At 45.0% G+C, this 21,420-nt stretch carries 20 protein-coding genes; 19 read left to right on the forward strand and 1 reads right to left on the reverse strand.

Translation table 11 applies throughout. From position 1 onward, the window contains the following. Positions 1-10 precede the first annotated feature (10 nt). Positions 11-439 (reverse strand): PH domain-containing protein, encoded by a 429-nt coding sequence (locus tag ACFQZX_RS04510; protein ID WP_377111798.1) that lies wholly within the window; start codon positions 437-439, stop codon positions 11-13. 123 nt (positions 440-562) lie between these two features. On the opposite strand from ACFQZX_RS04510, the gene ACFQZX_RS04515 reads away from it, so the two are divergent. The 19 genes from ACFQZX_RS04515 (at position 563) to ACFQZX_RS04605 (ending at position 21,416) form a co-directional block, all read left to right on the forward strand. Continuing rightward, a complete protein-coding gene (locus ACFQZX_RS04515; protein ID WP_377111801.1) occupies positions 563-1,636 on the forward strand; it encodes a fatty acid desaturase in 1,074 nt (357 codons plus the stop codon). A 159-nt stretch (positions 1,637-1,795) separates the two neighbouring features. Continuing rightward, entirely contained in the window at positions 1,796-3,325 is a 1,530-nt protein-coding gene (locus tag ACFQZX_RS04520) for a TolB family protein (RefSeq protein WP_377111803.1), read from the forward strand. A 21-nt stretch (positions 3,326-3,346) separates the two neighbouring features. Beyond that, the gene (locus ACFQZX_RS04525) at positions 3,347-4,258 is read left to right on the forward strand and encodes a sugar phosphate isomerase/epimerase family protein (protein ID WP_377111805.1); all 912 of its coding nucleotides are present in this window, start codon (positions 3,347-3,349) and stop codon (positions 4,256-4,258) included. A 55-nt stretch (positions 4,259-4,313) separates the two neighbouring features. Continuing rightward, positions 4,314-4,883 (forward strand): gluconate 2-dehydrogenase subunit 3 family protein, encoded by a 570-nt coding sequence (locus ACFQZX_RS04530; RefSeq protein ID WP_377111807.1) that lies wholly within the window; start codon positions 4,314-4,316, stop codon positions 4,881-4,883. A gap of 2 nt (positions 4,884-4,885) precedes the next feature. Beyond that, complete coding sequence (locus ACFQZX_RS04535; RefSeq protein ID WP_377111809.1) at positions 4,886-6,601, forward strand: GMC oxidoreductase; 1,716 nt, start codon at positions 4,886-4,888, stop codon at positions 6,599-6,601. 189 nt (positions 6,602-6,790) lie between these two features. Beyond that, on the forward strand, positions 6,791-8,470 hold the full coding sequence (locus tag ACFQZX_RS04540) for a GMC oxidoreductase (protein WP_377111812.1): 1,680 nt from the start codon (positions 6,791-6,793) through the stop codon (positions 8,468-8,470). 21 nt (positions 8,471-8,491) lie between these two features. Further along, on the forward strand, positions 8,492-9,922 hold the full coding sequence (locus ACFQZX_RS04545) for a Gfo/Idh/MocA family protein (RefSeq protein ID WP_377111814.1): 1,431 nt from the start codon (positions 8,492-8,494) through the stop codon (positions 9,920-9,922). A gap of 41 nt (positions 9,923-9,963) precedes the next feature. Next, positions 9,964-10,536 (forward strand): gluconate 2-dehydrogenase subunit 3 family protein, encoded by a 573-nt coding sequence (locus tag ACFQZX_RS04550; protein ID WP_377111817.1) that lies wholly within the window; start codon positions 9,964-9,966, stop codon positions 10,534-10,536. 109 nt (positions 10,537-10,645) lie between these two features. Then, positions 10,646-11,815 (forward strand): Gfo/Idh/MocA family protein, encoded by a 1,170-nt coding sequence (locus tag ACFQZX_RS04555; RefSeq protein ID WP_377111820.1) that lies wholly within the window; start codon positions 10,646-10,648, stop codon positions 11,813-11,815. A gap of 3 nt (positions 11,816-11,818) precedes the next feature. Next, on the forward strand, positions 11,819-12,871 hold the full coding sequence (locus ACFQZX_RS04560) for a sugar phosphate isomerase/epimerase family protein (protein ID WP_377111823.1): 1,053 nt from the start codon (positions 11,819-11,821) through the stop codon (positions 12,869-12,871). Positions 12,872-12,899: 28 nt separating this feature from the next. Then, the gene (locus ACFQZX_RS04565; RefSeq protein WP_377111825.1) at positions 12,900-13,346 is read left to right on the forward strand and encodes a c-type cytochrome; all 447 of its coding nucleotides are present in this window, start codon (positions 12,900-12,902) and stop codon (positions 13,344-13,346) included. A gap of 36 nt (positions 13,347-13,382) precedes the next feature. Next, positions 13,383-14,636: a nucleoside permease gene (locus tag ACFQZX_RS04570; protein ID WP_377111828.1), complete on the forward strand. Its 1,254-nt coding sequence runs from the start codon at positions 13,383-13,385 to the stop codon at positions 14,634-14,636. Between the two features lie 2 nt (positions 14,637-14,638). Next, positions 14,639-15,523 carry a hydroxypyruvate isomerase family protein gene (locus ACFQZX_RS04575; RefSeq protein ID WP_377111830.1) on the forward strand — a complete coding sequence of 295 codons (885 nt, stop codon included), beginning with the start codon at positions 14,639-14,641 and terminating at the stop codon, positions 15,521-15,523. A gap of 51 nt (positions 15,524-15,574) precedes the next feature. Beyond that, on the forward strand, positions 15,575-16,450 hold the full coding sequence (locus tag ACFQZX_RS04580; RefSeq protein ID WP_377111833.1) for a sugar phosphate isomerase/epimerase family protein: 876 nt from the start codon (positions 15,575-15,577) through the stop codon (positions 16,448-16,450). Positions 16,451-16,474: 24 nt separating this feature from the next. Beyond that, positions 16,475-17,242 (forward strand): 3-keto-disaccharide hydrolase, encoded by a 768-nt coding sequence (locus ACFQZX_RS04585; RefSeq protein ID WP_377111835.1) that lies wholly within the window; start codon positions 16,475-16,477, stop codon positions 17,240-17,242. A 79-nt stretch (positions 17,243-17,321) separates the two neighbouring features. Beyond that, entirely contained in the window at positions 17,322-18,113 is a 792-nt protein-coding gene (locus ACFQZX_RS04590) for an NIPSNAP family protein (protein ID WP_377111837.1), read from the forward strand. Between the two features lie 13 nt (positions 18,114-18,126). Then, the gene (locus ACFQZX_RS04595) at positions 18,127-19,599 is read left to right on the forward strand and encodes a phytoene desaturase family protein (RefSeq protein WP_377111840.1); all 1,473 of its coding nucleotides are present in this window, start codon (positions 18,127-18,129) and stop codon (positions 19,597-19,599) included. Next, positions 19,596-20,795, forward strand: coding sequence for a glycoside hydrolase family 88 protein (locus ACFQZX_RS04600; RefSeq protein ID WP_377111843.1), 1,200 nt, complete (start codon positions 19,596-19,598; stop codon positions 20,793-20,795). Before ACFQZX_RS04595 ends, ACFQZX_RS04600 begins: the two co-directional genes overlap by 4 nt. A gap of 36 nt (positions 20,796-20,831) precedes the next feature. Then, on the forward strand, positions 20,832-21,416 hold the full coding sequence (locus tag ACFQZX_RS04605; RefSeq protein WP_377111845.1) for a TMEM175 family protein: 585 nt from the start codon (positions 20,832-20,834) through the stop codon (positions 21,414-21,416). Positions 21,417-21,420 lie beyond the last annotated feature (4 nt).

Raw genomic sequence — 21,420 nt, forward strand, 5'->3', positions numbered from 1 at the left:
TCTGGTTATTTTATAATTGGCTTTTATTTACATACTCAATTGCCGGGTTAATGTTTTGCAGGTCGGCAACAAAGTTTTCTTTGTTTTCGGGTGATATTATAACAGCATCGAACTTGTTATAAGTTACCTCCAGTCTGTCTAACGATAAAGCAGGCGAACTCAATATACTTTTGGTTGGGGTTATCTTTTTGATTGACACAATATCAATGGATTGATTTATTAATAAACCGCACTTAACAATTAGCTTATTATCGCCGGTTATGGTGTAATTAGTGTTAAACAACATTGGTAAGATCAGGATGGCCAGCAATAAGGTGCAAATAACCGCAGGCCAGTATTCGCCGGTGATAATGCCGGTAATTATCACTCCTGTCAGTATCAAAAGGGGTATAAATACTATGATACCTTTTTTAGAAGTATAAACTTTTATTTCTCCCATCGTTAAAAACTTAATTCACTTAATTTAATTTTTTGTTAAATAATTTAAATTAATTGAAAACTATTGATTACTTTTAACCGTATATCCTCACTTAACCCAATTATTTAAACTAATCCCATCTTAATGGCTTTTATACATGATGTGCTCCAGGCACCATCGTACGGTTGGAAGAATGCCGACGGCGAACTTTCTAAACCTACTACCAAACAAATTTTAAAAGAATTTTTTTCCAGGCTGAATATCATCAAATGTAAAAAAAATTGGCTGTCATTTACCAGTTGGGTGATGGTATTATGCCTTGCGCCATTTTTGCTGCTATTTATCTTTAAATATTTCACATTAAAAGGCCTGGCTATTGCTTTTGTGTACAGTATGATAGTAATGGGTACGCATGGTACTATCTGGTACCACCGGTATTGTACACACCGCGCTTATAAGTTTAAAAATAACTTTTGGCGGTTTGTTACCCAAAACCTTACATTAAAAATCATACCCGAAGAGATCTACGCCATATCGCACCATGTTCACCATGCTTTGTCTGACACACCCGGCGATCCATACAACGCCGAAGGCGGGTTTTTATACTGCTTCCTGGCCGATGTTAACCATCAACCAGTCAACCGCAACTTAAGTGAAAAACACTTTGACCGGTGTGTTACCCTGATGAAACATACCGGGGTAACTACTAATTCATATAAACAGTATCAAAAGTGGGGTTCAGTAGCCAACCCTCTTCAAATGATAATAGGGGTTATAGCAAACTGGGCTTTTTGGTTTACCGTGTTTTACCTGCTTGGCGGAATGGGCCTGGCCTGCGCTATTTTTGGCGCCGCAGGTGTATGGGCTGTAGGTGTGCGTACCTTTAATTACGAGGGCCATGGTAAAGGAAAAGATAAACGCCGGGATGGTATTGATTTTAACAGGAATGATATGTCGATCAATCAGCTGTGGCCGGGTATAGTAGCAGGCGAGTGGCATAACAATCATCATTTATATCCTAAAAGTGCACGTTCTGGTTTTAAAGCTTATCAGGTTGATGCCGCATGGTATTATATTAAGTTTATGAGCATGATAGGGGCAGTAAGCCATTACCATGACTCAAAAAAGGAATTTCTTAAAAATTACGTTGATAAGCAAACGGTAGTTGCACAACCGGTATATTGCCCGGTTACCGGGAAAGAGGTTTTTGCAAGTTAAATTTATTTAACTTTTTCTGATACTATTTTAACCTGCTTGATAACTGCAGCAAAAAAAGAATGTAAAAAACATTCTTTTTTTGCTTTTAAAGGCTTTTGCACTGTGATTTTACTAAACGAATATATAACTTAGTAAACCAATTATTAACCTGTAAGCCTGATGTTTAAATTTACGAAATACTTACTGCTGTTTATGCTTACAGGAACAGGCAATGCATTTGCCCAATCTGCTTCTGTTGGTATATTTGATGGCAGTGGTGATGTGGGGGCGGTAAAGCACAAAGGCAGTGTGCTTTATAACAAAAGCCTGCAGCAATACACGGTGAGCGGCTCCGGAACAAACATCTGGTTTAACCATGACGAGTTTTACTTTGTATGGAAAAAACTGAAGGGGGATTTTATTTTGCGTACCAACGCGGCTTTTGTAGGTAAAGGCACCGAGGCGCACAGGAAATTCGGGCTGATGGTACGCAAGTCATTAAAAGGTGAATCGGCGCATGTAAATGCGGTAGTACACGGTGATGGCCTCACTTCGCTGCAGTATCGCCGCCTGGATGGCGACAGTACCGCCGAGCAAAAATCAGGTATCAGATCTGCCGGTGTCATACAGTTAGAACGAAGGGGAACTACCTTTACCATGTCTGCAGCACAGGCAGGAGAAGCATTCGGCCCGGAGGAAAAGATCGACCTTGACCTGGGTGATGAAGTTTACGTTGGAATATTTGTTTGTTCGCACAATGCTGATGTAACGGAAAAGGCTGTTTTTAGTAACGTTCGTATTGTTAAACCTGCGCCGGTAAACCTTGTTGCTTATAAGCAGTACCTTGGCAGCAGTATTGAAATACTGGATATGGCCACACAAAACAGCCGTATCATTTACCAGTCGCCAAAGTCATTACAAGCACCCAATTGGACAACTGATAACAAATCGCTTATTTATAACAGCGAGGGTACCTTATATAAGTATGACCTGGCCACCAATACCCCAAAGGCCCTGGATACCGATCCCGCGAAAAACAATAATAACGACCATGTAATATCCTTTGATGGTAAGTGGCTTACCATAAGCAGCGGCGACGGTGGCCCTTCAGTTGGCTATGTAGTGCCTGTTGACGGGGGCAAAGCACGGCGGGTTACCCAATTGGGCAAAGGCGCGTCATACATGCATGGCTGGTCGCCGGATGGTAAATATCTGGTGTTTTGCGGCGAGCGGAACAAAAACTATGATGTTTACCGCATCCCTTCGGCCGGCGGCCCTGAGGAAAGATTGACCACTACCGATGGACTGGATGATGGCCCCGAGTACACGCCCGATGGCAGGTATATTTACTTTAACTCGGTACGCAGCGGCCTGATGCAGATATGGCGCATGAAAGCAGATGGTTCTGAACAAACGCAAATAACCAACGATGATTATAACAACTGGTTCCCGCACATATCACCCGATGGTAAATGGATAGTGTTTATCACTTTCCTGAAAAATGAGGTGGAGCCTGGGGATCATCCTTTTTACAAGCATGTTTATATAAGGGTGATGCCTGCTTCAGGCGGCCCGGCAAAAGTAGTGGCTTACCTGTATGGCGGGCAGGGTACCATCAATACACCATCATGGTCGCCGGATAGCAGGAACATTGCCTTTGTAAGCAACTCAGACTTGCTTTTTCCTGCTTTTCCTATCAGTAAAAATTAAATCAACTAATCTCAAACAATAATGACGTTATCCAGAAGATCTTTTATCAAAAACAGCGCCTTAACTGTAGGTGCAGCAGCTCTTATTCCGGACAGCTTATTGGCAGCAGCGCCAATACAACGCGTGGGCTTGCAGCTTTACTCCGTACGCGACGCCATGGGGAAAGATCCTGCCGGCACATTGAAGAAACTGGCCGATATGGGTTATAAATTTGTTGAGCACGCCAATTATATCGACCGTAAATTTTATGGGTGGACGGCCAAAGAATTCAAGACCCGTTTGGATGATCTTGGCCTGCAAATGCCAAGTGGCCACACTGTAATGACACCAGCCCATTGGGATAACGAAAAGAACGACTTTACCGATGTATGGAAAGCAACCGTTGAGGATGCTGCTTACATGGGCCAAAAGTTTGTAATAAGCCCGTGGATGGATGATAAGGTGCGCCATGATACCGACCTGCTTAAGCGCACCATGGAGCGCTTTAATAAAAGCGGCGAGCTTTGTAAAAAGTACAACATGAAATTTGGTTACCATAACCACGATTTTGAGTTTACCACTATGGTTGGCGATATGCGGCTGTTCGATTATATTCTGCAGAATACCGACCCTGAACTGGTGGCTCAGCAATTAGACATCGGTAACATGTATGGCCGCGAAAATAACGCTATTTCCCTTATCGAGAAGTACCCGGGCCGCTTTGTGTCCATGCACGTTAAGGATGAGGTAAAAAGCGCAACCAATAATGAAGGCACCGGTTACGAAAGTACTATTCTGGGCAGGGGAGTGCTGCCGGTTAAAGATGTACTGAAAGTGGCAAAAAAATCGGGCGGAACGGTATATTTAATTATCGAGCAGGAGTCGTACCAGGGTATAGACCCGATAGATTGTGTAAAAATTGATTTACAAACCATGAAAAAATGGGGATATTAAGCCTTAAAGGCTATATTAACCACTTCAATTATATTTAACGCTAAATAACAATATATTGAATTTTAACATTAACCGGCGCGCAGCAATCAGGAACATGGCCCTTATACTGGGTAGTGCGGCAGTATTGCCATCGTGCCTTAACAACGACAAGGGTAAGCCTGTTGTTGAACTGAAAAATCTGAAGATTGATGCCGAACAGGAGAACCTGGTGACCAACCTTACCGAAACTATCCTGCCAAAAACAGATTCGCCAGGAGCAAAAGACCTGGGCATTAACCTGTTTGTATTTAAAATGATAGATGATTGCATGGGCAAGGAGCAGCAGGACGATTTTATGAGAGGCTTGGATAGTTTTGCTGATGAGGCCAAAAAACAACTGGGCAAATCATTTAATGAAAGTACCGATAAAGAACGGACCGCATTTGTTGCCGCTTTTGAAAAGAACAGCAAGGATGATAAGTATAAAGACGATTCTAAATCGATGGCTTTTTACAAAGCGGTAAAACAGCAAACCGTGTTTGGCTATACCACATCCAAATATTTCATGACCAAACAAGTTGTTTACGAACTGGTGCCTGGCAGGTATAATGCACGTTTCCCGGTTAAAAAGCAAGTTACAGCATAATTATGGCCAATTTAAATATAGATAGTATAAAAGAGCGCACGTTTGATGCCATAGTTATAGGCTCGGGGATGAGTGGCGGCTGGGCAGCCAAAGAATTTACCGGTAAAGGTTTGAAAACGCTTGTTCTGGAGCGCGGCCGTGATGTAAAACACATTAAAGATTATCCTACAACCAATTTATATCCATGGGAGTTTCCGCACCATGGAGTACTGCCCGATGCTGTACAAAAAGCAAACCCTATAGTAAACCGTTGTTACGCCTTTGGTGAGGATGCCGCTCATTTTTTTGTAAAAGACGCCGAGCACCCTTATGTACAGGAAAAGCCCTTCGATTGGATCCGCGGTTATCAAACCGGTGGTAAATCATTATTATGGGCGCGCCAAACCCAGCGCTGGAGCGATTTTGACTTTGAAGGCCCCGCGCGTGACGGCTTTGCTGTTGACTGGCCTATACGTTATAAAGACATTGCCCCCTGGTATAGCTATGTAGAAAAGTTTGCTGGTATATCCGGCAACCGTGACGGCATACCCGAGCTGCCCGACGGTGAGTTTTTACCCGCGTTCCCTCTGAATGTGGTGGAACAATACTTTAGCCAGCACGTTAAAAAGAACTACAAAAACCGGCATGTGATCAGCGCGCGCTGCGCGCATTTGTCAAAGCCAAACCCTGTACATATAGAACAGGGCAGGGCGCAATGCCAGGAACGTACGCTTTGTCAGCGTGGTTGTCCGTTTGGCGGATATTTCAGTTCAAACTCCTCAACCATACCCTGGGCGTTAAAAAGTGGCTTATGCACTTTAAGGCCACATTCGGTGGTAGAATCCATTATTTATGATGATAAAAAGGGCAAAGCAACCGGTGTAAGGGTTATTGATGCCAACACCAAGCAAGCCATAGAATACTTTGCCGATGTAATATTTGTTAACGCAGCAGCGTTAAATTCTAACCTGATTCTGCTTAACTCAAAGTCGAACCGTTTTCCGGATGGTTTAGGGAATGATAGTGGCACATTGGGTAAATACGTAGCCTTCCATAACTATTCAGCGCACATGAGTGCCGAGTATAATGGCGCCAAAGAATGGACCACTGATGGCCGCAACCCGGCTGGCGGCGGTTATATCCCGCGTTTCCGTAACGTGTATAAACAGGAGACGGATTTCCTGCGGGGATATGCATGCGGTTTCAGCGCTTACCGCTGGGAACAGCACAGCAGCGATGGAATTGGCGACGAACTGAAGAAGAACCTGGTTAAAAAAGATCTTAGCGGCTGGCATGTTGGCTCACACATGATGGGCGAAACCATACCTAAAGAAAGCAACTATGTTACCTTGGACAAAGACAAAAAGGATCCATGGGGTATCCCTCAGTTGAAGATATCGGTTGATTACGACGATAACGACGAGAAAATGAAAAAGGATTACATAGAGCAGATGAAGGAAATGTTTACTTCGGCAGGCTTTACCAATATCCAGGTATTTTCAGATCACCGGGCACCAGGGCTTGATATTCATGAAATGGGTGGCGTGCGCATGGGGAATGATCCAAAAACATCTATGCTTGATAAATGGCACCGTTTACATGCCTGCCCTAATGTATATGTTACTGATGGCGCCAGCATGACATCAACATCATGCCAAAACCCATCACTTACCTATATGGCATTTACAGCCCGCGCGGTTGACCATGCCGTTGGGGAGTTGAAGAAAGGCAACGTGTAGATGATTGGGTGGCAAATAGTAAGCATTAGGATGTTTGCAGTGAGCATACAGCCAAGTGTTAACCGCCAACCGGGAACTGCTAAATGTGTAAAAAAAACACAATGAAAAAAATGTTTTAAAAATAATTTTTATTCATACATTAGGCGAGACAACCAGTTACTAACAAAATTAATTTAACGCTATACTTTTATGTCTACAAACACTTATGACGCGATAGTCATTGGTTCGGGGATCTCAGGCGGATGGGCTGCAAAAGAACTGACTGAGAAAGGTTTAAAAACCATCATGTTGGAGCGCGGTAAAAATATCGAGCACATTAAGGACTATGTTAATGCAAACAAAGGTCCGTGGGAGTTTCCTCACCGTGGCGGTCGTACGCAAAAAATGATCGAGGATTATCCTGTTTTAAAACGTGATTATCCACTGAATGAGACCAACCTTGACTATTGGACCAACGAAAAAGAAAGCCCATACACCGAGATCAAACGTTTCGACTGGTTTAGGGGCTATCATGTAGGCGGTCGCTCATTAATGTGGGGCAGGCAGTCGTACCGCTGGCATGATACCGATTTTGAGGCTAACTTAAAAGACGGTATCGCTGTTGACTGGCCTATACGCTATAAAGACTTGGCTCCGTGGTATAGCTATGCAGAGAAATTTGCAGGAATATCTGGTAACCGCGACGGCGTGCCAATCCTTCCGGACGGCGATTTTATGCCGCCTATGGAAATGAACGTTGTTGAAAAAGACATTGCTAAGCGCTATAAAGAATTTTATAAAGATGCAAGGCATTTCATTATCGGCCGTACGGCTAACATTACAGTACCGCACAATAACCGTACAAACTGCCAGTACCGTAACAAATGCTGGTTAGGCTGTCCGTTTGGTGCATACTTCAGCACACAATCTGCTACTTTGCCTGCGGCAATGGCAACCGGTAACTTAACCGTTCGCCCTTGGTCAATAGTTACCAGGATCCTTTATGATAAAAACACCAAAAAAGCCAAAGGTGTAGAGATACTGGATGCCGAAACCAACAAAACTTATGAATACTACGCTAAAATAGTTTTCGTTAACGCGTCTGCATTGAACAGTGCATGGGTGTTAATGAACTCTGCTACAGATATATGGCCTGACGGCTTGGGCAGCAGCAGCGGCGAGCTGGGACATAACGTTATGGACCACCACTTAGGCGTTGGCGCCGGTGGCCGTGTAGAAGGCTTTGAAGATAAATACTATTTTGGCCGCAGGGCAAATGGTATCTACATTCCTCGTTACCGCAACCTTAACGGCGAAAAACGCGATTACATTCGTGGTTTTGGTTACCAGGGTGGTGGCAGCCGCGCCAACTGGAGCCGTGACATTGCAGAAATGAACATCGGTGGTGATTTTAAAGATGCCCTTTCTGAACCAGGCAGCTGGAGCTTTGGTATGGGTGGCTTTGGCGAAACCCTGCCATATCACGAAAACCGCGTATACCTGGATAAAACCAAAAAAGATAAATGGGGCCTGCCGATTTTGGCTATTGATGCGGAGTGTAAAGATAACGAGCGTAAAATGCGTATCGATATGATGAACGATGCTAAAGAAATGCTGGAGAACGCGGGTGTTAAAGACGTACAAACTTATACATCAGAGCCTGTATTAGGGCGTGGTATCCACGAGATGGGTACTGCACGTATGGGCCGCGATCCAAAAACATCAGTACTTAACGAGTGGAACCAGGTTTGGGATGCCAAAAACGTATTTGTTACTGATGGCGCCGCCATGACATCTGCTGCATGCCAAAACCCATCTTTAACTTACATGGCCCTTACTGCCCGTGCGGCCGACTTTGCCGTTAAGGAATTGAAAAAAGGGAATGTCTAACCTATCGAAAAACAATAAACAATGACTGAAAAAAACAAAACTACAAACAACGGTACAAGCAGAAGAGATTTCCTTAAGTCGGCTTCAATGGCGGCTGCGGGCTTTATGATAGTTCCTCGCCACGTTTTAGGCGGCCGGGGATTCATAGCACCAAGTGATATGCTTAACGTTGCTGGTATAGGTGCCGGTGGTAAGGGCCAAAGCGATATTGCTGCATTTGCAAAAAGCGGTAAAGCTAACATCGCTTACCTTTGCGATGTTGACGATCGCCGTGCAGCTGCCTCAAGGGCATCATTCCCTAAGGCAAAATATATTAAAGACTGGCGCGATCTGTTAGAAAAAGAGCATAAAAATTTCGATGCCGTATCGGTATCAACCCCAGATCATAACCACGCTATCATTGCGTACCATGCTATGCAATTAGGTAAACATGTTTACGTGCAAAAACCGCTTACGCATGATATCTGGGAAGCCCGCTTATTAACTGAGGCTGCAAAAAAATTCAAAGTAGTTACACAAATGGGTAACCAGGGTGCATCAAACGATGGTACCCGCCTTATGGCAGAATGGTACGATGCTGATTTGATTGGCGATGTACATACCGTTTATTGCTGGACAAACCGCCCTGTATGGCCGCAAGGCATCCAATGGCCAACAAATAAGTCTGAAGTGCCAAAAGAGCTTGATTGGGACCTGTGGCAGGGAACCGCGCCCCGTAAAGAGTATGTAGACAAACTGGTACCTTTTAACTGGCGCGGCTGGTGGGATTACGGTACAGGTGCTCTTGGCGATATGGGGTGCCACCTTGTTGAGGCTCCTTTCCGCGTGCTGGGTATTCAATATGTTAAGGATGTACAGGCAAGCGTAGGCAGTGTTTACGTTGATGAATTTAAAAAAGGCGTTTTCCCTGAAAGCTGCCCTCCATCAAGCCACATTACTTTAACTTTCCCTAAAACTAATAAAACCAAAGGCGATGTTACCCTGCATTGGATGGACGGCGGTATACAGCCTGAAAGACCAGATGAACTTGGCCCAAGCGAACCATGGGGCGGCGAAGAAGGTAACGGTACTTTATTTATAGGTACTAAAGGTAAAATGTTTGCCAGCACCTATTCTGATGCAGCTACTTTGTTACCTAAAGAGCGTACTAAAGATGCCAAAGCTCCTCAGAAATACAAGCGTGTTCCGGGTGGTGCAAACGGCCACTACGCGCAGTGGGTTGAGGCATGTATAGCTGGTTACGGTAAAATGGAAGTGAGCTCTCCGTTTGAAGTTGCGGGCCCGCTTACCGAGGCTTTACTGATGGCTAACCTGGCCGTACGCGGCCACGACCTTAAAGGTGGTGCATTAAAATATACATGGGATAATAAGGCAATGAAGGTGACCAACTTTGATGCCGTTAACAAGTATGTAAAACGCGAGTATCCAGCAGGTTTTGAGCTGAAAGCTTAAGCCTTGTAAACATTAAAATTAACTCCTAATTCTATAAACAAATGAATAGAAGAGATGCGATAAGCCGGGTTGGTATGATACTGGGCGGTGCTGTTATCGGTGCCGAGTTCTTTGTATCAGGCTGTAAATCAGGAAGCAACGTTAATACCGACGACCTTTTTGATAAAAATACCACTGCCTACTTAAATGAGGTAGGCGAAACCATTTTGCCTCAAACGTCTACCCCGGGTGCTAAGGCAGCCAACGTAGGTGGCTTTATGGCGGTTATGGTACGCGATTGCTATACCGAAGATGACCAGAAAGTGTTCAAAAAAGGTGTAGGCGATCTGAATGATGCCTGCAAAAAGAAGTACAACAAAGACTTTATGGAGGCTGATGCCAAACAACGTACCGAGTTGTTGACGCAGTTGGACAAGGAAGCCAAAGAGTACTCAAAAACTAAAAAGCCCGAAGACCCTAACCACTACTTTACCATGATAAAGCAGCTGACATTACTTGGCTTTTTCACGTCGGAAATTGGTGCGACAAAGGCACTTAGATATGTACCTGTACCGGGTAAGTACATAGGCGATTATCCTTACAAAAAGGGAGATAAAGCCTGGGCTTTATCATAAATAAAATTAAAAATGCAACCGCTCCGCAAACCGGAGCGGTTTTTATACATTTATCTAATTTAAAACAAAGCATTCCCGGAGGCCTTTCGGGAATACTTGCATAGTTATTATGAGTAACAGAAAATTACGCATGGGCATGATAGGCGGTGGTAAAGATGCATTTATTGGTGCTATCCACCGTATTGCTGCCAATATGGATGGCCAGGTTGAACTGGTTTGCGGTGCTTTAAGTATGCATCCTGATGTAGCACAGGAAAGCGGCCGCATGCTGTTTTTACCCCCTGAAAGAACTTACAATACTTACGATGAGATGTTTAAGGCCGAAGCACAATTGCCGGCCGGTCAGCGTATGGATTTTGTAACCATTGTTACCCCCAATTTTGCGCACTTTGCCCCGGCAATGCAGGCATTGGAAAACGGCTTTAACGTTGTTATAGAAAAACCGATAACCTTTACGCTTGAAGAAGCCCGGGAGCTAAAAGCCAAGGTTGAAGAAACCGGCCTGATGTTGCTGCTTACCCATACCTACTCGGGCTACCCTATGGTAAAAGAGGCTAAGCAAATTGTAAAAAGCGGCGCTTTAGGCAAAGTACGTAAGATACATGTTGAATACCTGCAAGGCTGGTTAAGCCGCCTGTCAGAACGCGAGGGCAATGCACAGGCCTCGTGGCGTACCGACCCGTCTAAATCTGGTAAAGCCGGTTGTATGGGCGATATAGGCACACATGCCGCGCACCTTGCCGAGTATATATCCGGTTTAAAGATCACTGAACTTAACGCATCATTGAACATAGTTGTAGATGGCCGCATGCTTGATGATGACGGCGCCGTTTTACTTCGTTTTGAAGAAGGTGCAACCGGTTCTCTAATTGCCTCTCAGGTAGCGGCGGGAGAAGAGAACGCGCTTAAAATACGTGTTTATGGTGAAAATGGCAGCCTTGAGTGGGAGCAGATGGAGCCGAATACGCTTACCGTTAAATGGCTTGACAAACCAGCCGAAACCTTACGCGCGGGCAGCGGTTATACAGATAGGTTATCAACTTATGCCACATCAAATTGCCGTACACCGGGCGGCCACCCCGAAGGTTACCTGGAAGCCTTTGGTAACTTATACCGCAATTTCGCTTTATCACTCAGCGCAAAAATAGAAGGCCGGGAACCACAAGAGGAATGGCTCGACTTTCCGTCGGTGGATGATGGCATCCGCGGGATGGCATTTATCAACAATGTAGTTGCTTCTAACCAAAGCGACGAAAAGTGGACAAAATATACTATCTAATTCATGACAACCATTAAAGGACCGGCAATATTCTTAGCCCAGTTTATAGGCGATACCGCGCCGTTTAATGACCTGAAATCCATTTGCGAATGGGCGGCAGGGCTTGGGTACAAAGGTGTACAACTGCCTACTAACGATACCCGTTTTATCGACCTGCAAAAAGCAGCCGACAGCAAAACCTACGCCGATGAAATAAAAGGTATTGTAAATGCTGCAGGGTTGGAGATAACAGAACTTTCTACACACCTGCAGGGGCAGTTAGTGGCCGTTAATCCGGCTTACGATAGCTTGTTTGACGCATTTGCCCCTGAGGCTTATAAAAATAACCCCGCCGAAAGGCAAAAGTGGGCGGTATCGCAATTAAAGGCAGCCGCTAAAGCTTCGCAAAACCTGGGGCTTAACGCGCACGTTACTTTTAGCGGCGCGCTGATCTGGCACATGGTGTACCCATGGCCTCAACGCCCTGCAGGTTTGGTTGATACGGCTTTTGATGAGCTGGCTAAACGCTGGGAGCCTATCCTTAACGTTTTCGACGAGCATGGCATCGACCTTTGCTATGAGATACACCCCGGCGAAGATTTGCATGACGGCGTAAGCTATGAGCGTTTCCTGGAAAAGGTAAACAATCATAAACGCGCGTGCCTGCTTTATGATCCATCGCATTTTGTATTACAGGCTATGGATTACCTGGAGTATATCGATATCTACCACGAACGCATTAAGATGTTCCACGTTAAGGATGCCGAGTTTAACCCTACAGGCAGGCAGGGCGTATATGGCGGCTATTCAGGCTGGGTTGAACGCGCTGGCCGTTTCCGCTCTTTAGGCGATGGCCAGGTTGATTTTAAATCAATATTCAGTAAACTTACTCAATACGATTACAAAGGTTGGGCAGTGCTGGAGTGGGAGTGCGCGTTAAAGCACCCGGAAGATGGCGCTCGCGAAGGCGCGCAATTCATCAAAGATCATATCATCAGGGTGACCGAGAAAGCTTTTGATGATTTTGCGGCATCAGGCAGCGACGAAAAATTTAACAGATCATTAATAGGATTATAATAAAACACAATAACACAATAAACGCATCATGAAAAAAATATTTGTAATATTAGGTTTAAGTATGGCTTTGGCCGCATGTGGTGGAAGCAACTCAAGCAATACGGCCGGCGGAAGCGAGGCGGACAGCGCAGCCGCTACTGATCAGGCTGCTGCAGCCCACCAGTCGGACGCGGCAATGGATACCACAGTAAACGATATTGGCACCACCAAAGCGCCGGGTACTCCTGATAACAAAGGCGAAGCATTAATGGCTAATAACGATTGTAATAGCTGCCATAATGCGCAAACCAAGGTAATTGGCCCGGCACTGGTTGATATCGCCAAAAAATACAAAGACTCTGATGTTGATATGCTGGCTAAAAAAGTAATAGCAGGCGGTAGCGGCAATTGGGGCACAGTGCCAATGACGGCGCACCCGGACCTGTCTATGGATGATGCTAAAGAGATGGTAAAGTATATCTTGACAGTTAAATAAGCTAACAACCCAATTAATTTAAACCAAAAACAAATTATGACCTTAACAACACGCGTTAAGTTATCAACCATGATGTTCCTGGAATTTTTTATCTGGGGTGCATGGTTTGTAACGATGGGAACGTATCTTACTAAAACACTAAATGCATCGGGCGTTGAAAACGGGAACGCTTATGCTACGCAATCATGGGGAGCTATAATTGCACCGTTCATCATCGGGTTAATTGCCGACAGGTTTTTTTCGGCCCAAAAGGTGTTGGGTATTTTGCATCTTACCGGCGCGGCATTATTGTATTACATTACAACGCAGGAGAACTTTGAAGGATTTTTCCCGATAATTTTTGCTTACATGATTGTGTACATGCCAACCCTTGCTTTGGTAAACTCTGTTTCGTTTAAGCAGATGGCTAACCCAAGTAAGGAGTTTCCACCCATACGTGTGTTTGGTACCGTGGGCTGGATCATAGCCGGCCTTGTAATTGGCTGGTTAGGATGGGAGCAAAGCAACTCATTGATCCTTACCTTTAAAATGGCAGCTGTCGCGTCACTTATTTTAGGCTTATTAAGCTTTGCCTTACCTGCTACGCCCCCTGCCAAAAAAGGTCAGAAAGCCAGTCTTGGTGATATTTTAGGTTTAGATTCGATAGGTTTGTTAAAAAACAGGTCGTACCTTATTTTCTTTTTAGCCTCTGTAGCTATTTGCGTACCGCTTGCCTTTTACTATAACTTTACAAACCCTTTCTTAAATGAGGTAGGGATGAAGGCCGCAGCTGGTGTGCAATCATTAGGGCAGGTTTCTGAGTTTTTATTTATGGCACTGATGCCTTTGTTTTTTGTGCGCCTTGGCGTTAAAAAAATGCTTGCTGTAGGTATGCTGGCCTGGGTGATACGTTATATCTTTTTTGCTTACGGCGATACAGGTTCCAACTACTGGATGCTGATTGCTGGTATAGTAATGCACGGTATCTGCTATGATTTCTTCTTTGTAACCGGCCAGATCTATACAGACAACTTAGCTGGCGAAAAATTCAAGAGTGCTGCTCAGGGTTTTATCACCCTGGCTACTTATGGCGTAGGTATGCTGATGGGCTCATACATATCAGGCCCGATTGTAGATAAGTTTAAAATATCAGAAACAGCGCATAACTGGACAAGCGTATGGTTAATTCCTGCAGGAATAGCAGGTTTTGTATTCCTGGTATTTATAATTTTCTTTAAAGACACCAACCAGATACAAAACAAACCAGGTTTAGATATTGAAGAACCAGGCACAGGCAGGTTAGAAGTATAATTATGGCAGGCACTAACAGAAGATCGGCTATAAAAGGGATGCTGGCGGGCACAGCCGCCATAGGTACATCAGGTATGTTATCATCTTTTAAACCCGGTGAAAAAGAACAGATGAGCGATAAACTTAAAGGAAACATCAACCATGCTGTATGCCGCTGGTGTTACGATAGTATATCTGTAGAAGAACTTTGCAAGGCGGCAAAAGAGATAGGTATAAAAGGAATTGACCTGGTTGGCCCGGCAGACTGGCCCACGCTAAAAAAGTATGGCCTGGATTCGTCCATGTGCAATGGTGCCGAGATCAACCTGACAGATGGCTTCGGCGATACGCAATTCCATGCACAGCTGCAAAAACAATATTCAGAAATGATACCCAAGGTTGCTAAGGCGGGTTATAAAAACCTGATATGCTTTAGTGGCAGCCGCCGAGGCAAAACCGACGAAGAAGGCTGGAAGAACTGTGTTGAAGGCCTTAAGCCAATGGTAAAACTGGCCGAGCAGCATAATGTAGTTTTAGTGATGGAACTGCTTAACAGCAAAATCGATCATAAGGACTACCAGTGCGATCATACCGCCTGGGGGGCAGAGCTCTGCAAAAGGCTTGGCTCGGAAAACTTTAAATTGCTGTATGATATTTATCACATGCAGATAGACGAGGGTGATGTTATCCGTAATATTCGCGATCATCATCAATATATTGCGCATTACCATACAGGTGGCGTTCCGGGACGTAACGAGATAGATGAAACCCAGGAACTTTACTACCCGGCTATTATGAGAGCTATTATTGAAGTTGGGCATAAAGGCTACGTAGCCCAGGAGTTCATCCCGAAACAAAAAGACAAACTGGCATCGCTTAAAAAAGCAGTGCACATTTGCGATGTTTAAACTATTTGGCCTTTTTAAGGTCTTACAAGTACATATACCAAACTATAATACATGACTACCAGAAGAACTTTTTTAGCACAGGCAGGTTTAGCCGCAACAGCTATGATGCTTTCTCCAAAATTATCATCGGCAAAAAGCCCTAACGGTGTAGGCCTACAGTTATACAGCCTGCGCGATCAGTTACCGAAAGACGTAAAAGGCGTTATTGCAAAAGTAGCAGCAGCCGGGTACAAAGAAGTGGAAACTTTTGGTTACTCAAAGCAAGGTGGCTTTTGGGGGCTCAGCGCAAAAGAATTCAGCGCTTTGCTGAAGTCTCACGGCTTAAAAACTCCAAGCGGCCACTACGGGCTTGATGAGTATTTCAGCACCGGTAAAATGGATGAGTTTGACAGCTACATAGAGGCTGCACTGGCAACCGGGCAAACTTATATCATCATTCCATCACTCAACCACAATCTGATTAAAACCGCGGCTGATTTTAAATCAATAGCTGATAAGATGAATAAGGCTGCCGCCATCTGCAAAAAGCACGGTTTAAAATTGGGTTACCACAACCATAACTTTGAGTGGGAGCAGGTAGAAGGCACAACCTTTTACGATACTATTCTGGCCGAGACAGACCCATCATTGGTTAGCATGGAGATGGACCTGTATTGGGTAGTGCGCGCCGGCCATGACCCGGTAGCTATCTTTAAAAAGCACCCCGGCCGTTTTGCCTTTGTGCACGTAAAAGATATGGATAAAGCCAACCATGAACTGAATACCGAGATAGGAAGCGGCAGCATAGATTTTAAAACTATCTTTGCCCAGGCTAAACTTGCAGGCATCAAACACTACATTGTTGAGCAGGAAAACTTTACCAATATAGATCCTTATGTAAGCATTGCAAAAAGCAGTGCCTACCTTAAAAATAAACTGTATTTATAACTAAATACCAATAAACCGTAAAAAATGAAACATAAATTATTATTAGCTGCTTTGCTATCAGGAGGATTTTATATGGCAAATGCACAAAGCAAACCAGAGGATACCGAGAAATGGGAGCCTGTACCACCGGTGGTAACTCCCGGTAAAACATGTGGCGATGCTCCTTCTGATGCAACTGTACTTTTCGACGGCAAAAACGGCCTGAGCGAATGGGAAGATGTTAACAGCGGCGGCGATGCTAAATGGGATGTTAACGGCGATGTTTTGACCGTGAACAAAAAATCGGGCAACATCCAGACTAAAAAGAAATTTGGCAACTACCAGTTACACATAGAGTGGAAGGTGCCTGCAAACATAACAGGCGAAGGCCAGGGCCGTGGTAACAGCGGTGTATTTTTGGCATCTATCGGTAAAGGCGATGATGGTTATGAATTACAGGTATTGGATTCATACAAAAACAAAACTTATACAAATGGTATGGCAGGCAGTATTTACAAACAGTTCATTCCGCTTGCTAACCCTACCAGGCCTCCGGGTGTATGGAACGTTTATGACGTTATCTGGACAGCCCCAACCTTTGATGGTGATGAGGTTAAAACCCCTGCACGTGTAACCGTAATATTTAACGGTGTAGTGGTTGAGAACAATGTGGAACTGCTTGGCCCAACCCAGTACATTGGTACCCCGGGTTACAGAAAGCCACACGGCCCATCGCCAATTAAATTACAGGCACACGGAGACAAGAGCGAGCCCCTTAGCTTCCGTAACATTTGGGTAAGGGATTTGAAATAACCCTCAGTTAAATAATATTAAAAGCTTGCCATAAGGCAGGCTTTTTTTTGTGTTAAATTTACAGCGTAAACATTACATCATGCCAGTTAAAAACTACTATCAGCAACTAAAAGCAGTTGTTTGCCTTTGCCTTTTATTCGCATTCAGCTTATCAAAAGCGCAAACTATAAAAGGCGATTATTATCAGCTTAAAATATATCATTACAAAAATGCACAACAGGAAAGTATACTGGATGCTTATTTGCAAAACAGCTACCTGCCCGCTTTACATAAAAAAGGGATAAAGAACGTTGGTGTATTTAAACCTATAGATGCAGATACCGCCGACCGTAAGATATATGTGCTATCTACCTTTGCTTCCTGGAAAGATGCCGAGCCGGTAAACACATCTGCTTCCAAGCCGCCGGTTTCAAACGCAACAGATAAACAATACGTTGATGCCGCCTACAACCAGGCGCCTTATACGCGCATAGAGACCATTTTACTTAGCCCTTTTGTTACCCGCCCGCACCTGATGTTACCCAAACTTACCGGCGACAAAAGCAAGCGGGTTTATGAGCTGCGCAGCTACGAAAGCCCTACTGAGGCTTACCACTACAGCAAGGTGAAAATGTTTAACAGTGGCGAGACCGATATTTTTGAGCGCCTTGGTTTTAACCCGGTGTTTTATGGCAGCGTTATTGCAGGTAGCAGAATGCCTAACCTGATGTACCTTACAACGTTTGAAAGTAAACAAAGCCGCGAGGAACACTGGAATGCCTTTAACGCAGATGCTCAATGGAAAGGGCTTATTGCAAAAGAAGAGTATAAAAACAATGTATCAAAGGCAGATATACTGCTGTTATACCCTACCAGCTACTCCGACTATTAAGAGATAGCTTTTTATGGTTAAAGAAAAGCGCGATTATGACGCCGTAGTTATTGGCTCCGGCCCTAACGGGCTTGCCGCCGCTATATTAATGCAGCAGCAGGGCTTATCGGTTTTGCTTATTGAGGCAAAGGACGAGATTGGCGGTGGCTTACGCACCAAAGAGCTTACCTTGCCCGGCTTTAAGCACGACGTTTGCTCGGCCATACACCCTCTGGCAGCAGCATCACCCTTTCTTAAAACCTTACCGCTTGTAAACTACGGACTGGAATATATTTATCCGGACATTGACGCGGCCCATCCTTTAGAACACGCGCACCCGGCCGTATTATGCCGCGACATCAGCAAAACCGCCCACCATTTAGGTGCCGATGAGCCTGCTTATTTGAAGCTTATGACGCAGGTGACCAAAAACTGGCCTTTAATTGATACCGACATATTAGGGCCCCTGCATTTCCCTGAACATCCGCTGGCATTGGCAAGTTTTGGTTTAGATGCCATTAAGCCTGCTACTATGCTGGCTAAAATGTTTAAGACCAAACAGGCCAAGGCATTGCTGGCAGGCATGGCAGCTCACAGCATGCAGCCGCTAAGCAATATGGCAACATCAGCCATCGCGTTGGTGCTTATGGCTGCAGGGCATCTACAGGGCTGGCCCATACCAAAGGGCGGCTCAAACGCCATAGCTAACGGGCTGGCATCTTATTTTGTATCGATAGGAGGAAAAATAGAAACCAACACTTATGTAAGCTCGTTGGATCAGCTGCCGTCTGCACACGCCATACTGTTTGATGTTACGCCAAAGCAGTTGCTGCAAATAGCAGGGCATAAATTTTCCACCGTATATAAATGGCAGTTGGAACGCTATCGCTATGGCATGGGTGTTTTTAAGATCGATTGGGCGCTGGATGCTGCGATACCCTTTACTGCCGAAGATTGCCGAAAAGCGGGTACGGTACATATTGGCAATACCTTAAATGAGATACGCGATGCCGAACAGCAAACCTGGACGGGCAAACATCCCGATAAGCCATTTGTACTGCTTGCCCAGCAGAGCTTGTTTGACCATACCCGCGCGCCTGAGGGCAAACACACCGCATGGGCCTATTGCCATGTACCAAACGGTTCAACCAAAGACATGACCACGGCCATTGAAAAGCAGATAGAGCGTTATGCGCCCGGTTTCAGAGAGGTGGTTTTGGCGCGGCACACCATGAATACCGTGGATATGCAGGAGTACAACCCCAACTATATTGGCGGAGATATAAACGGGGGCGTACTTGACCTCGGGCAGTTATTTACACGGCCGGCATTGCGCCTGTCACCTTATAAAACATCACAAAAGGGACTGTATATCTGCTCTGCATCTACACCGCCGGGCGGCGGAGTGCATGGTATGTGCGGATACCATGCTGCAAAGCGCGCATTAAAAGATATATTTGATATTGCAGTGCCCGGTTTAAAAGCATCTGCCCATACCAACCCATGAAAAACCTGATCTTTGCCCTGTGCTGCATTTTAAGCCAGGTAGCCATAGCCCAGCAAAAAGTTAAGTTTAAAGCCGACAAGCAGTTGCTGTTAACCATCAACAAAAATCTTGCGGATGCCGATGCGCAGTATAAATATCTGGCTAAACAACTAAAGCCTCAGGAGTTCCCCAAAACCTATCATGCTGATCAAAATAAGCTGGAAACCAGTAACTCCGGCTGGTGGTGCAGCGGCTTTTACCCGGGCACTTTGCTGAATATTTACCAGCAAAACCATGACAAGGCTTTGCTGACCGAAGCCGGGCGAATGATGAAAGTGCTTGAAAAGGAGCAATACAATACCCATACCCATGATCTTGGCTTTATGATGTATTGCAGTTTTGGTACGGCTAATAAACTCAACCCATCTGATGAATACAGGCAAATACTGATAAACAGCGCCAAATCGCTTTCTACCCGTTTCAACCCAAAAGTTGGCGCTATCAAGTCATGGGATTCCAAACCGTCGGATTTCCTGGTGATCATTGATAACATGATGAACCTGGAATTACTGTTCTGGGCCACAAAAGCAACCGGCGACTCAAGCTTTTACAAGATAGCGGTAACACATGCCAACACCACTATCAAAAACCATTACCGGCCCGATTATAGTTCGTACCACGTGATTAACTATAACCCCGAAACAGGCGCTGTACAGGAAAAGAAAACCGCCCAGGGTTACGCTAACGAGTCGGCCTGGGCACGCGGCCAGGCCTGGGGCCTGTACGGCTTTACAGTGATGTACCGCGAAACCGGGGATAAAAAATATCTTGAACAGGCAAACCACATTGCCCGGTTTATATTGAATAACCCAAATTTGCCAGCCGATAAAATACCTTACTGGGACTTTAACGCGCCCAATATACCCAACGCGTTGCGCGATGCTTCTGCGGCGGCAATCATGGCTTCGGCATTGCTGGAGCTTTGCCGTTATGCAAATAATGCCGATGCGTTAAAGTATTTCAACAGCGCTCAAAGTATTATCAAAACTTTATCATCGCCGGCATATAAAGCAGCTAACGGCACCAACGGTGGTTTTCTGCTTAAACACAGCGTTGGGCATTTTCCGGCAGGTACCGAGATAGATGTGCCGCTTACCTATGCCGATTATTACTTTGTAGAAGCCATGCAGCGCTACAAAAGCCTGGTTGCAAAGTAGGCGGTTGCGGCTTATATTTATGGCTTATTAAAAATTATGGGCAAAGGGCGTTTAGAGGCGTTTAGCGATGGCGTTATCGCTATTATCATCACCATTATGGTATTGGAGCTTAAGGTGCCCCATGATGCAAGCTGGGAGGCTTTAAAACACTTATCGCCGGTGTTCTTAAGCTACGTGCTCAGCTTTATATATGTTGGCATCTACTGGAACAATCATCATCATATGCTGCATGCCACCAAATCTGTAAACGGCAGTATCTTATGGGCTAATTTGTTTCTGCTTTTCTGGCTGTCGCTGGTGCCTTTTGTAACCGCCTGGATGGGCGAGAACCACTTTGCACAAACACCTGTAATATGCTACGGCATTGTGCTTATCATGAATGCTGTTGCTTATACCATACTTGCACAACTGCTTATTAAGCATCACGGCGAAAACTCCATACTTGCACGTGCCGTTGGGAGTGATGGTAAGGGCAAAGTATCAATCGGCATATATGCATCTGCCATAGCCGTGTCGTTTATTCACGCATGGCTGGCTGTAGGCCTGTACTTTTTAGTAGCCGTTATATGGTTTATTCCGGATAGGCGCATCGAGCGCAATATGAAAGATGCCCACGATTAAGCTG

It is taken from the genome of Mucilaginibacter litoreus (assembly GCF_042676805.1).
GTDB lineage: Bacteria > Bacteroidota > Bacteroidia > Sphingobacteriales > Sphingobacteriaceae > Mucilaginibacter > Mucilaginibacter litoreus.